Annotated in this window: 12 protein-coding genes and 1 pseudogene; 3 read left to right on the top strand and 10 right to left on the bottom strand. The window is 40.2% G+C overall.

The genetic code is table 11. The features are described 5' to 3' along the window. Positions 1 to 43 precede the first annotated feature (43 nt). The 3 genes from WYK_RS16740 to WYK_RS16725 all read right to left on the bottom strand — a co-directional run bounded on the left by WYK_RS16740 (position 44) and on the right by WYK_RS16725 (position 2,687). The gene (locus WYK_RS16740; protein WP_040375620.1) at positions 44 to 760 is read right to left on the bottom strand and encodes an anthrax toxin lethal factor-related metalloendopeptidase; all 717 of its coding nucleotides are present in this window, start codon (positions 758 to 760) and stop codon (positions 44 to 46) included. Between the two features lie 434 nt (positions 761 to 1,194). Beyond that, positions 1,195 to 1,947, bottom strand: a complete 753-nt coding sequence (locus WYK_RS16730) for a TerC family protein (protein WP_040375618.1) — start codon at positions 1,945 to 1,947, stop codon at positions 1,195 to 1,197. A gap of 122 nt (positions 1,948 to 2,069) precedes the next feature. Then, positions 2,070 to 2,687: a YpjP family protein gene (locus WYK_RS16725; protein ID WP_040375617.1), complete on the bottom strand. Its 618-nt coding sequence runs from the start codon at positions 2,685 to 2,687 to the stop codon at positions 2,070 to 2,072. Between the two features lie 440 nt (positions 2,688 to 3,127). Here WYK_RS16725 and ggt point away from each other — a divergent pair, with 440 nt between their 5' ends. After that, entirely contained in the window at positions 3,128 to 4,828 is a 1,701-nt protein-coding gene (gene ggt, locus WYK_RS16720) for a gamma-glutamyltransferase (protein ID WP_040375616.1), read from the top strand. Positions 4,829 to 5,105: 277 nt separating this feature from the next. On the opposite strand, the gene WYK_RS16715 is transcribed toward ggt, so the two are convergent. Continuing rightward, on the bottom strand, positions 5,106 to 6,023 hold the full coding sequence (locus tag WYK_RS16715) for an AraC family transcriptional regulator (RefSeq protein WP_040375615.1): 918 nt from the start codon (positions 6,021 to 6,023) through the stop codon (positions 5,106 to 5,108). 134 nt (positions 6,024 to 6,157) lie between these two features. Here WYK_RS16715 and WYK_RS16710 point away from each other — a divergent pair. Next, positions 6,158 to 6,426 (top strand): annotated as a pseudogene (locus WYK_RS16710) (Atu4866 domain-containing protein). Positions 6,427 to 6,445: 19 nt separating this feature from the next. Continuing rightward, on the top strand, positions 6,446 to 7,180 hold the full coding sequence (locus tag WYK_RS16705) for an SDR family oxidoreductase (RefSeq protein WP_040375614.1): 735 nt from the start codon (positions 6,446 to 6,448) through the stop codon (positions 7,178 to 7,180). A 230-nt stretch (positions 7,181 to 7,410) separates the two neighbouring features. On the opposite strand, the gene WYK_RS16700 is transcribed toward WYK_RS16705, so the two are convergent. The 6 genes from WYK_RS16700 to WYK_RS16680 all read right to left on the bottom strand — a co-directional run. Further along, positions 7,411 to 8,193, bottom strand: a complete 783-nt coding sequence (locus WYK_RS16700) for a class I SAM-dependent methyltransferase (protein WP_040375613.1) — start codon at positions 8,191 to 8,193, stop codon at positions 7,411 to 7,413. 66 nt (positions 8,194 to 8,259) lie between these two features. Then, positions 8,260 to 8,694, bottom strand: a complete 435-nt coding sequence (locus WYK_RS16695) for a BrxA/BrxB family bacilliredoxin (RefSeq protein ID WP_040375612.1) — start codon at positions 8,692 to 8,694, stop codon at positions 8,260 to 8,262. Between the two features lie 125 nt (positions 8,695 to 8,819). After that, positions 8,820 to 10,538: a dihydroxy-acid dehydratase gene (ilvD, locus tag WYK_RS16690; protein WP_040375611.1), complete on the bottom strand. Its 1,719-nt coding sequence runs from the start codon at positions 10,536 to 10,538 to the stop codon at positions 8,820 to 8,822. A gap of 176 nt (positions 10,539 to 10,714) precedes the next feature. Continuing rightward, complete coding sequence (locus tag WYK_RS16685; RefSeq protein WP_040375610.1) at positions 10,715 to 11,836, bottom strand: conserved virulence factor C family protein; 1,122 nt, start codon at positions 11,834 to 11,836, stop codon at positions 10,715 to 10,717. A 153-nt stretch (positions 11,837 to 11,989) separates the two neighbouring features. Next, entirely contained in the window at positions 11,990 to 12,160 is a 171-nt protein-coding gene (locus tag WYK_RS25755; RefSeq protein WP_235782541.1) for a hypothetical protein, read from the bottom strand. 41 nt (positions 12,161 to 12,201) lie between these two features. Continuing rightward, the coding region (locus WYK_RS16680) for an ATP-binding cassette domain-containing protein (RefSeq protein WP_161629150.1) at positions 12,202 to 12,646 on the bottom strand (445 nt) is incomplete at its 5' end.

Raw genomic sequence — 12,646 nt, 5'->3', positions numbered from 1 at the left:
TTTCACTAACATTCGTCTCTATTTTACCAGCTGGCAGATAAATCTACAATTTTCCGATAAAAATGTAAGTGAGAGGGGCTTTACGCTTGAGGGTTTCTTTTTCTTCTGGATTCAGGTAATACATAGCAAAGGTTTCAGCAAAATATTCCTCTGGGTAACTATTAAAATAGGATTGTCCCGGAAATAAGCTCGGAACCTCTTTTTCCCAAGCACTCAAAAAAGCTTCTTTTTCATGAATTTCTCCGTACACGATTTTATCTATCGTATGAGCAAGTTCATGAAGTTCTAGATTAACAGAACCATGCCCCAGTCCCTTTCCGCTAGCACCAATTTTTACATAAACAATTCTAGACCCACCCATTCCAGGTACGTCATCCCAAGTTGTTTCTTGATTGAGATACCCCCGCGGAGTCGTTCCCTTTAAATAGCGAGCTGCCGAATTATCCGTTAAATCACCCGTAAATAACTGAATTTTAATTCGATCCTGATTTAATTTTTTAATTAAATCTTCTGGAAGATAACTGATTCTCTCAACGATGGAAAGCGCTCCCGCTGTATTGAAATTTCCTTTTGGAAACAAAAAAAGCTCCTGAAGTCCGCTATTATTCTGTAGAATCGGAGATGTTTTCACAGCATGTTTACCAGGAAGCTCGGACCAGCTGACGCCATTTCCTGACGCAGCGGAAAAGGAATAGATTGAAAATACCGAAAATAATATAATGATAACTGTTAACAAAAAGACAATCAATCTCCTTTTCATTCCGGACTCTCCTTACCCCTTACGTATTCTTTAATTCTATAAGTATACCATGGTATTGGAAGTCCTTAATTCGTGAATTTTTGGAAATTCTCATCTTCGTGTAACACTCCTCGCCCAGTTGACATATGAATGAGTATAACAACGAATGTGGTGATACTATGAGACTCTATAACAAACAAAAAATACTCCAAGACCACCCTGAACTAGCTCAAGAAGTAGTGGACGTCTTTTCCTTGAAAATTTTCGTGTTTCTGGATTTGTTTATTTTTTCTATTATTTTAGGATTATTGCTTTATCCATTGGTTGATTCTGTTCGCATATCTTACATCATTCCTATTACATTCTTTTTATCGTTTACGGCTTTATATATTTACTTTTGCAAACAGCTTCCCGACGACAAAAAGAGCTGATCCACTTGGATCAGCTCTTTCGTCTTAGATTGCTTTTTTTCTTTCATTTTTAAAGTGAATGAATATAGTAATCCCAAATGTAATAATGAGGAGAATAAAGAAAGCAATATGGGAAATTTCAATACCTACGACAGAAAGCAGCATTTTTGCAGCTATAATTGCAATTAATACATATGCAGCTGTTTCAAGTTCTGGTATTTTCTCAATTAATTTAAGAAACACACCTGCAATTCCTCTCATCATTAGAACACCAATCATACCGCCTAATAGAAGCACCCAGACTTGTTCGCTCACTCCAAAAGCAGCTAATACACTGTCAACAGAGAATGCGATATCCATCATCTCGACCATGATCACGGTACCCCAAAGTGCTCCAAATGTGCGGATTAAGAAGCCTTCCTTACTCATGCCTTTTGCTTCATCATCTTCACCGCTGCCATTACGTTTGTCGATAAAGTACTTAATGGACAGCCATGCAAGATACGCAGCTCCCAGTACTTTAACAAACCATAACTTTATAAGATAAACTCCAATCCCAATAGCAATAAACCTGAACAAATATGCACCTAGTAATCCGTAAAACAACGCTTTTTTTCGTTGATTTTCTGGTAAATGTTTGACCATAACGGCCAGTACAAGAGCATTGTCTGCTGAGAGCAAACCTTCTAACACAACCAATGTTCCTATTAGTCCCCAGCTTACAGGGTCAGTTAATACTTGCACCCACATACTCCAGTCAAAAAATTGAGCATATGTGTCTATAATACTTGATATCATGCTTGTCTTACTCCCTTGTAATAGATTGTCCAGGTTTTTTCGAACGAAAAAACCTAGAAGGAATCACAATTATCATACTCCTGCTAGGTTCAAAATTCAAATCGAAATTTGTATTAATCTATTTAAGAAAGGATTTTTTCTCCATTTTCCCATTTAGGAGGTGTATTTTTATCCCAATATATTTTCCCCAGCTCATGATGCTCCACAAAATTATCATGATACGTATGGTAATGAAAATCAAACCAATATCCCTCTTTCGGCGGATTCTCCTGACGGACATGGAACCGAATCGTATCTTCTCCGTTTGTTTGGTTATAAATGTGGAAAATCTTTTCGCCTCTTCCTGAAGCAGGCTCTTCAGTTATGGATAAGGCGGTAAGCTTTTCTTCTGGGTATTGCTCAGCCATTTCTTGAATAGCATTCTCTATTTTCGGAAGAATAGCAGACTTAAACTCCAGTTCGATTTTCGGTTTAATCTTTTCTCCAAATTTCATATACGCATTTTCTTCTGCTTTTATCATCATCGATTCAATAAATTGATCATATGGAAGCTCCGTTTGATAATTCTCTCTGTCTGCCTCATATTGAAATGTCTGTGAATCCTCTATAGCATCCTTTTTTTGAGCTTTAGCGCTGTCATCCTCACCGAACCAAGTAAGATCGGCGGGTGAAACCATTCCGAATGTCAGAACAGAAATGAGAACTACCAGGCTCTTTTTCAACCATTTAGTATTTTTCATAACAAGACTCCTTATGTAGAGGAATATTGAATTATCGTATCTACTAATTTTTTAACAATTCTTACAATCTAGTATACTTCGATTTTTGTTAAAAAACGAATATTTATTACATAGGTTTTAAATATGTTGTAAAAGGATATAAATAAGAGAGAAAGAAACTATAATCAGCTTGCGCTCCAGCTGTCTTCGGACAACAGAAATACATACTGCACAACTTCTGCAGTTTTTACTGGCGAACAAGGAGGGGTAGCTATGGACGGGTCTATCATCATCGCAATTTTATGTATTGTTTTGTTAATGTATTTTGTTTACTTAACCATTACAGACTGAATTTCTATGTATGATTCGTACAAAACCCCTGTCCTATCGACAGGGGTTAGTTAGTTCTTACATCCTTTCTTCCAATTTACCAACACAATCGCATCCAGGAGGTTTATATAATGGAATCTAAAGACAAAAAGTATATGGGCAGGTCAACTAATTGTTCATACGAAAGAGAGACTGATACCGGGAATGCTGGAATGGTTGTTTCCGCTCATCCTGTCGCATCAAAAATCGGAGAAAAAATCCTCCTTCAAGGCGGGAATGCTGTTGATGCTGCTGTAGCTATTCAGTTTGCCCTTAATATCGTTGAACCCATGATGACTGGCATTGGAGGCAGCGGATTCATGATGGTTTATCATCAGGAAAAAGATACCCTAAAGATTTATGACGGTCATGTACGTGCTCCACAAGCAGCCACACCAGAGTTATTTTTAGATGAACAGGGTGAAGTTGTCCCTTTTCGTGAACGTTCAACCAAGGCAAGCGCAATTGGCATTCCAGGTATTTTAAAAGCGATGGACGCTGCACTAAAAGACCATGGTACGATGTCACTTAAAGATATAATTGAACCATCGATAAAAATTGCCGAAGAAGGGGTACCCGTTAACTGGGTTTTCTGTGATGCTGTTGAAAACTTCACCTACCGTCTAGGTGACGATGCAAAACAGCTATTCATGCCAGAAGGACGGAAAATGAAAGAAGGCGACGTGCTAAAAAAAGAAAAACTAGCAGATACCTACCGCATTCTTCAACGTGATGGGATTGATGCCTTTTATAGCGGCGAAATCGGGAAAGCCATTATTTCAACCATTAAAAAGCATGGTGGAATTATGGAATTATCCGATTTAGAAAATTATCAAATTACAATTGACGAGCCCCTTTGGGCTGATTATAAGGGCTACCAAATTGCCTCAACAAATGCACCGAGTGCGGGTGGTTTTTCTGTACTGCAAATCTTAAAAATACTTGAAGAGTTCAAGATTGAACAATATGAACCTAGGTCATGGGAACGTTACTACCTAGTTGCCGAAGCAATGCGACTCGCATTCTCCGATAAAAAAGCATTTATAGCTGACCCTGAATTTGCGGAATTACCTTTGCAAGGACTCTTTAACAAAGAATATATTGAAAAACGCCGCAGCTTCATTAACTTTAAAAATCGAAATAACAAAATAGACTTTGGAAACCCTTGGAAATACGACACTGTGACTCAGCGAGAAGTCGTACCTCAACCTGACGATAAGGAACAAAGCGAAACCACTCACTTTACGGTAATGGATCGTTGGGGGAATATCGTCGCTTGTACCTCCACTGTTGAACATCCATTCGGCTCTGGAATCATGGTTTCTGATTACGGCTTTATACTCAATAATGAATTGACCGATTTTGATTCAGTTCCCGGCGGAATGAACCAGGTAGAACCAGGAAAACGTCCGGTAAGCGGAAAAAGTCCTACCATTGTATTTAAGGATAAAAAACCGGTTCTTACATTAGGTTCACCGGGCGGTTCTACCATTATTAGTTCAGTTTCACAGACACTCCTCAATGTACTTGACTTTAATATGGATTTAAAATCAGCAATAGAAGAACCACGGATCTTTACGCCGATGGGCCCGCATATTGAATGGGAAGCAGGAATGGATATGGACAGCAAAGGACACCTCGAAGGAATGGGCTTCGTCTTTAATGAAAAGCCTCACTCCATTGGGAATGTTCAAGCGATCCAAATTGATCCTGAAACTGGCCTGATGCACGGTGCAGCCGATTCAAGCCGTGAAGGAACCGCCATTGGCTTAAATAAAGAAGATTACAAATAAACTCAAAAAGACTGTCGAGCTCCCCCTCGACAGTCTTTTTGACTATATAGGCCTCGTTTCAGATTCAGCCTTCCGCTTAAGAGTCATCTGGCTAGTCCGTACCCTTTTCCCCTTTTTCTGCACATCACGGCTTCCAAGTGGATAAATAGTAAAATTGATACACAGGTTCAAGTACATTCCTGTTCAATATAAGCACCTATCACTTTCCGTTCATTCACTTTTCTAGTAATCACTCTTTTCTGTTTCACATTTTAAAAATTCTAGTCTAAACATACAGTTACGATTGACGAAGTCGTTTTATATCGCTTATAGGAGGCAGCCCGAACATCCGAGCATATTCACGACTAAATTGAGAAGGACTCTCATAACCTACTTGAAATCCGGCATCTGCAGCATCTGCTGCTTTTGAAAACATGAGATGACGAGCAGCTTGTAACCTTAATTGTTTTTGGTATTGTAAAGGACTTAATCTAGTAACCTGTTTAAAATGATGATGGAGTGAAGATGAACTCATGTTTGCGGTAAAAGCTAGTTCTTCTATGCGCAAAGGCATAGCAAAATCTTGTTTAATTAGCTGAATTACTTTGGCAATCCGTTGAGCATGACTACCAATCATGGCTATCTGTCTTACAGAATCACCCTGTTCACCTTGTAGCACTCGGTAGAGGATTTCACGGATAACTAGAGGTGCAAGTATTGGGAGATCGTCTGGTGTGTCTAAAAGACGAACAAGTCTCAATACCGCATCAAGCAGAAATGAGTTCATTCTACTTACAAACAAACCTCTCTGAGAATCTCCTTCTTCGTTTGTTGATGAATCAGTTTCCATAACTATGTCCAAGATTTGCTTCGGCTCGAAATCTAATCGAAGACACAAGTATGGATTCTCCGGTTCAGCCTGAATTATCTCTCCTGAAACTGGCAGATCAACTGATATAACAAGATAATGAGCAGGATCATATTGATAACGATCCTGTGCCAACATCACTAGTTTTTTGCCTTGAGCGACGATACATAAGGCTGGTTGATGAACTGAATGGATTGGTGCAGATTTATGAGAAGCACGAATGAAATGCAATGATGAAATAGTAGTAGAGTGAACGCCATCTTCATGACAATATCTTTCTATGTACTGTGCTAATTCATTTTGTTGCGACATGACTTTAGTATCCAATATAGTCTTTTTAACTTCCATGCTGTCGGCTCCTTTCTCCAACACTTTAATTTTATGAATATTTGGAGGATTAGGCAATAATCTTTCACGATTGAGCTACCAATTTTTTTACTAATTATTGGATAATTAAACAAGAGAAAGAGGTGACAAATCAAATGAGTAAAGAGCAACATTCATATGTCGGTATGTGGGTTACAAAAGATGGATATATCCGACATGAACTTTTACCTAACAATCGTTATAACGAGTCTCGCGGCAGTAAAAAAACGCTTATCAAGGTAGTTACAAAATTTCAGGCAATCATATCGACTATATCGATGATACTGGATTTACCGCATATGGTGATTTCCAAAATGAAATTCTTTATCATGCAGGAATGATTCTCTATCGGGAAAAGGAATCTAATAAACGAACTCATTCTTGAAAATTTAAGGGGGAAAAATATGTCTAACATTACAGGAAAAGTTGTCATCATAACAGGAGCAAGCAGCGGTATTGGAGAAGCAACTGCACGACTTCTTGCCGAAAGCGGCGCCCATGTAATTTTAGGAGCAAGACGAATAGAAAGACTAGAAGCGATTACATCTGCCATTCGTTCAGAAGGCGGTTCAGCTGACTATCAAGCCGTCGATGTCACTAGAAGAGATCAAATGAAGGATTTAGTAAATTATGTGAAACATTCGTTTGGGAAAGTTGATGTAATTGTCAACAATGCAGGTGTGATGCCGTTGTCCAAACTGGAAGCTCTGAAGTCTGACGAATGGGATCGGATGATTAACGTAAACATTCGCGGCGTTCTACATGGTATTGCAGCAGGACTCCCGATTATGAAAAAACAGGGATTTGGTCAATTTATTAATATTTCATCAATTGGTGGACATGAAGTTACCCCTTCTGCAGCTGTATATTGTGCCACTAAATTCGCAGTTCGTGCTATATCTGAAGGTCTTCGTATGGAGGTGGGTGGAAATATTCGCGTAACCACGGTTTCACCTGGTGTAACCGAATCAGAACTAGCTGAAAGTATTACGGATGAAGAAGCTCGTCAGTTTATGAAGGAGTATAGAAAGTTTGCGATTTCACCGTATGCTATTGCTCGTTCAATCCTATTTGCAATCGAACAACCTGGGGATGTTGATATAAACGAAATCATCGTAAGGCCAACTGCTGCCAATTAGTTTATAAATTACCTAACCATGTTACAAACCGCACAAGAACGCTCCTGAAGCGCACACTAATTGGTCAGTTCCGCACTTAGATATGGTCCAAGCGCACATAAATCCGGCTGTTCCGCACACTTTTTCCGCTAATTCGCACATAACGGGAGCTGAATTGTTAAAAATAACTCCGTCAACTCGGATTATATCACCAATTAAATGAGGAAGTCTGCAAGTGCAGTCTTCCTCTTTTAGTTCGTGTTTTTTTCTATATATCCATAATGAAACGCAGACGTTTTTCTTTTAATCACTGTAAAGCCAAATTGACTAAACCGTGTACTCCTGAAATGATCTTTTAAAACCACTCGGCTCACAGCCACTCGTTTAGCTTCTACTAGTGTTTCCTCAGTCAGATTTTCTCTCGATGCAAAATGAGTTAGCCCTCGAATTCCATCTGATTCAAGCACACTTTCTTCGAACATTGGGTCAAAATAGACAATATCAAAACTTTGATCCGGCATGGCTTTTAATAGATTGAGGTGATGACCCGTTCTAATTTCAATTCGTTTCATGGCCTCTTGAATTTCAGGTTGAGCATCCTGCCACTGATTCAAACCATTTCTGACAATACAGGATATGGCTGGATCCGCTTCAATCGCAAGTACTGAACCTGTTTCCCCCGCAGCAAAACTTGCGACAATTGCATCCGAACCAAGTCCCAGCGTACAATCTAGGATTTTACTTCCCTCTTTTATTCCTGCCGCTGCCAAATAAGGATCTTCCTCACCTTGCAAAAGTCGTTTCAATCTAAGCATGGCGATATTGGGATGAAAAAAGAAAGGCTCAACTTTCCCTATCTTATGAAGTTCCAGCCTGTTTTTCCCTACAACTAAACACTCCTCACCATGTTGATGCTGTAAGTCCTTTATCGAACGCTTTTCCCGTTTTATATACAGGATACTTAACTCATCTGCCAAACTCTTCGCCTGGTCAACCATTTCAGGATTTGTTCTCCCAGCGGTCGTTACAAACATATTGCCACTCCTTGCTTCTCTGGCATAGCAAAGGAGAATGGACTCCCCATTCTCCTTTGCTGAATCTTATTTAACTTGATTAAACGCCGTTAGTAAATTCCCCATAATCTCTTCCATTGGTTGTCCTTCAATATCATAACGAGGAATAAAGTGAACTACTTCTTTCCCTTTCAATAATGCCATTGACGGAGAAGATGGCTCGATATCACCAAAGACCTCACGCATTTTAGCTGTTGCTTCTTTATCCTGACCAGCAAAAACTGTCACCAAATGATCTGGTTTTTTCTCTGATTGCAGCACGGCCTGTGTGGCCGCTGGACGTGCAAGACCGGCAGCACAGCCGCACACGGAATTCACTACAACAAGCGTTGTTCCTTCTACACCTTCAATAAAGTCTTCTACTGCTTCAGGTGTTGTGAGTTCCTTAAACCCTGCATTCGTCAACTCGGCACGCATGGGCTTTACGACTTCTTTCATATATTCATCATATGCACTTGACATAATTATTTCTTCCTCCTCAATTCCTATGTATCTTTAGCATACCGTACAACAAGCATGGAATACAAGAAAAGTGCAACCTCAACTGGATGTTTAAAAAAGGCGTCCTTAGATTGGACGCCTTTCCTTTACTTAACCTTTTGTGGTTCTGGTGCTGTTTCATCTTCAAAGGCGTCGGTTACCGCACCTTTTGAAGCGGAGGAAACTAGGCGTGCAAACTTAGCAAGATGTCCTCTTGAAACCAGTTTAGGAGCACGCCAATCTAGTTTTCGTGCTTGTAGTTCTTCTTCAGAAAGATTAACTTCAAGTAGTTGTTTATCAGAATCTATTGTGATAATATCGCCTGTTCGGATAAGTCCAATTGGACCTCCAACTTGTGCTTCTGGTGCAATATGACCGATAACCAGGCCATGTGTACCGCCTGAGAAACGCCCATCCGTCAGCAATGCCACCGATTCTCCTAACCCTTTTCCGACCAAAATCCCGGAAATTGAGAGCATCTCTGGCATTCCTGGGCCACCCTTAGGTCCTTCATAGCGAATGACAACCACATCACCGGCAACGACATCATCCTTTAAAATGGCTTCGGTAGCACTTGGCTCGTCATCAAACACTTTGGCTGTACCTGTCAAGCTTCTCACCTTAAGACCGGAAACTTTAGCAACCGCACCCTCTGGAGCCAGATTCCCTTTTAATATAACAAGCGGTCCATCTGGGTACAGGGGCTGTTCTACAGGTGTGATGATTTTTTGGCCTTCTTCGAAATCAGGGAATTCTTCTAAGTTTTCAGCAATGGTTTTCCCTGTAACGGTCAAACAGTCACCGTGAAGTAATCCAGCTTTCAATAAATGTTTCATTACAGCCGGAATTCCACCAATTTTATGAAGATCTTCCATGACATATTGCCCACTTGGACGTAAGTCTGCGATATGCGGTACTTTTTTCTGCAGACGATTAAAATCTTCTAGTGATAAATCAACTTCAGCAGAATGAGCAATCGCCATCAGATGAAGAATGGCATTCGTTGATCCGCCAAGTGCCATAACAATCGTAATGGCATTTTCAAAGGCTTTTTTCGTTAAGATATCCCGCGGGTAGATGTCTTGCTCAAGCATTCTATATACAGCCTCGCCGGCACGGTAACAATCGTCTTGTTTTTGATCTGTTTCAGCTGGATTAGAGGAACTTCCCGGCAGACTCATTCCCATCGCTTCAATCGCACTTGCCATTGTGTTAGCTGTGTACATTCCTCCACATGAGCCTGCACCTGGACAAGCGTGACATTCTACCTTTTTCAATCCGGCTTCATCCAACGTACCTGCATTGTATTCGCCCACGCCTTCAAAGGCAGAAACGATATCAATATTCTTTCCGTTGATATTACCAGGACGAATTGTACCCCCATATACGAAGATGGATGGCAGATTAATGCGGGCAATCGCCATCATACAGCCTGGCATATTCTTATCACAGCCGCCAATTGCAACAAATCCATCCAGGCTCTCACCGCCAACTACTGTTTCAATTGAATCCGCAATCAAATCACGGCTTGGAAGCGAATATCTCATACCTTCCGTTCCCATTGATATACCATCGGAAACGGTAATCGTATTAAAAATCATTGGCGCCCCGCCAGCGTCACGCGCACCTTTTTTTGCTCTTCTAGCTAATTCATCTATATGTATATTACACGGAGTCACTTCACTCCATGTACTCGCAATGCCAATCATCGGTTTTTTAAAATCTTCATCCGTAAATCCGACTGCTCGAAGCATGGCCCGGTTAGGTACACGGGTTGGTCCTCCCTCACTGATGACTTTACTGCGGATTCTTAGATCTTTTTTCATTATGTCTCTCCCCCTTGTTTTCTTATCAATATAGAAAACTTTTCGAAGAATTTCAAGAAAATTCGTATATTTTAGCAAATTATTTTTCTGAATAAATGGAAAACATCGATAATTCATGATGATATTCTAAACAAAAAAAGGACTTCCCCTCCATTTATGGAAAGAAAGTCCTGCTATTACTGTCGAGAATCTGTCATTTGCTTCCATACAGATCCTTTTGCTTCTTCTCCATTTTCGATCCGGTTAATCGCCATCTTCACTTGCATAGCTACTTCGAATTCAGGATCATTTTCTGCTTCTCTTAACGCTTCAATGACCGATTCATCACCAGATTCATACAAGAACATGGCCGCTCTCCAGCGAACTAGCTTATTTTTATCTTTAAGTGCTTTAGCCATCTCAGTCATGGCTTCTGGGAAACCTAGATCTGATAAACAGTCTCCAGCCGTTCTGCGCACCCCAGAGTTTTTATCTGTCAGGCCTTTATAAAGATATGGCAATACGATTGGATCTTCAATCATTCCCAAATAAACAACGGTTTGTCTGCGAATCGATACCTTTGTATCTGCCAATGCCTTGTTAAGTAATGGCAAATCTTCAACGGTTGGATCTTCCATTTGGACAAGAGCTTGATAGCGTTTTTCCCAACTTTCATCTTCAAGCATCTCTGCTGTAAGCTTTACCTTTTCCCTCTTTATAGGCGCTGATGTTTTATCTGTACTCTTCTGTCCAATCTCAACCAGTTGATCCAAACGCTCTTGTGGGAAAGCAGCGACCAATTCTTCCATCACTTCTGTACCAATAGCATCCAGTTCACCATAGCGGACCCCGTAATCTTTCCACTTTCGGAGCATGACCACATTGTCTGCTAGATTCTGAGCCATTTTTACCGCTACAACAAAGTGTTCAGGCATAGCAAATCTTTTTTCACTGCTGCCATCGTTCAGTTTAATTTGCATTGGAATTCCTTTAAATTGCTGAATTAAAACCGATACTTCTCCAAAATGATCAAGAATTTTCTTGGCTGATTCGTCCGTTATTTCTTCCCCGAAGATTTTTCGGATTTGAATTAAGATATCCTGCCAATCAAATTTCGCATTTCGTTCTACTGCAAGGAAGTCGGCAACGTGGTAGACACCCGTAACTCCTTCAATCTTTAATATATCTTGAATTAAAGGCGGCGCTTGGTCGGCAAAATTCTTTTTAAAATTATTGCTTCTGCCAGCCGGCAGTTCTTCTGATAAATTGACTTTCATCGTATTTGGACTTGGTGTTGGTTCAATCGATAATATATTCACATTAATCTCTCCTTTATTGCTTCGAAACATCTATATGTCTCGATTTTAACATACTCCATTCGTGAACACATATAATCAGCATGAGTTGAAAGTATGCACCTTGTCTTCAAAAAAATACGACCTTCTAGAACAAGTCTAGAAAGCCGTTTTCACTTATTGATCTTCTTGCTTCTCAGCAAGGTATTCCCATCTTTCCATGGTTTGCTCTAATTTTTCAGTTAGCTGTGCCTCTTCTTCAAGCAATAAACGAATTTTCTCGAAGTCACTGCCAGCGACCGCCATTTCGGATGTGATTGCTACCAGTCGATCTTCAATTTTCTCCATATCTTCTTCTATGGTTCCCCATTCAATTTTTTCTGCATACGTTAATTTTTCTTTTTCTCTGTCCGTTCTTGAACAACGGCACGTTTCACTGGTGCAGGGGCTTGTTCTGCTTTTTCATCCTCAAGAAAGTCCGTATAGCCGCCATAGTAGAAATCAATGGTACCTGCTGCTCTAAATACAAAGAGATGATCACAGGTTTTATCGAGGAAATAGCGATCATGGGATACGGTCACAACAACACCTGGGAAGGTCTGAAGGTAATCTTCAAGTACGGTCAATGTTTGGGTATCTAAATCATTCGTCGGCTCATCTAAAAGCAGAACATTTGGAGAAGACATTAAAATTTTCAATAAAAACAGTCTGCGCTTTTCGCCGCCGGAAAGCTTGCGGATTAATGTACCATGCGTATTAAGCGGGAACAGGAACTTTTCAAGCATTTGTGCGGCAGTTATAATACTGCCATCTTTCAACGTGATTGAATCGGCA

Source organism: Peribacillus psychrosaccharolyticus ATCC 23296, assembly GCF_000305495.1.
Classification (GTDB): domain Bacteria; phylum Bacillota; class Bacilli; order Bacillales; family DSM-1321; genus Peribacillus; species Peribacillus psychrosaccharolyticus.
The sequence above is the reverse complement of the archived record's forward strand: the minus strand, read 5'-3'. Positions and strand labels throughout refer to the sequence as shown.

Excerpts from the sequence above, each read along its gene's own strand:
- WYK_RS16740 (WP_040375620.1), bottom strand. The coding sequence starts at position 760 with ATGAAAAGGAGATTGATTGTCTTTTTGTTAACAGTTATCATTATATTA.
- WYK_RS16730 (WP_040375618.1), bottom strand. The coding sequence starts at position 1,947 with ATGATATCAAGTATTATAGACACATATGCTCAATTTTTTGACTGGAGT.
- WYK_RS16725 (WP_040375617.1), bottom strand. The coding sequence starts at position 2,687 with ATGAAAAATACTAAATGGTTGAAAAAGAGCCTGGTAGTTCTCATTTCT.
- ggt (WP_040375616.1), top strand. The coding sequence starts at position 3,128 with ATGGAATCTAAAGACAAAAAGTATATGGGCAGGTCAACTAATTGTTCA.
- WYK_RS16715 (WP_040375615.1), bottom strand. The coding sequence starts at position 6,023 with ATGGAAGTTAAAAAGACTATATTGGATACTAAAGTCATGTCGCAACAA.
- WYK_RS16705 (WP_040375614.1), top strand. The coding sequence starts at position 6,446 with ATGTCTAACATTACAGGAAAAGTTGTCATCATAACAGGAGCAAGCAGC.
- WYK_RS16700 (WP_040375613.1), bottom strand. The coding sequence starts at position 8,193 with ATGTTTGTAACGACCGCTGGGAGAACAAATCCTGAAATGGTTGACCAG.
- WYK_RS16695 (WP_040375612.1), bottom strand. The coding sequence starts at position 8,694 with ATGTCAAGTGCATATGATGAATATATGAAAGAAGTCGTAAAGCCCATG.
- ilvD (WP_040375611.1), bottom strand. The coding sequence starts at position 10,538 with ATGAAAAAAGATCTAAGAATCCGCAGTAAAGTCATCAGTGAGGGAGGA.
- WYK_RS25755 (WP_235782541.1), bottom strand. The coding sequence starts at position 12,160 with ATGGAGAAAATTGAAGATCGACTGGTAGCAATCACATCCGAAATGGCG.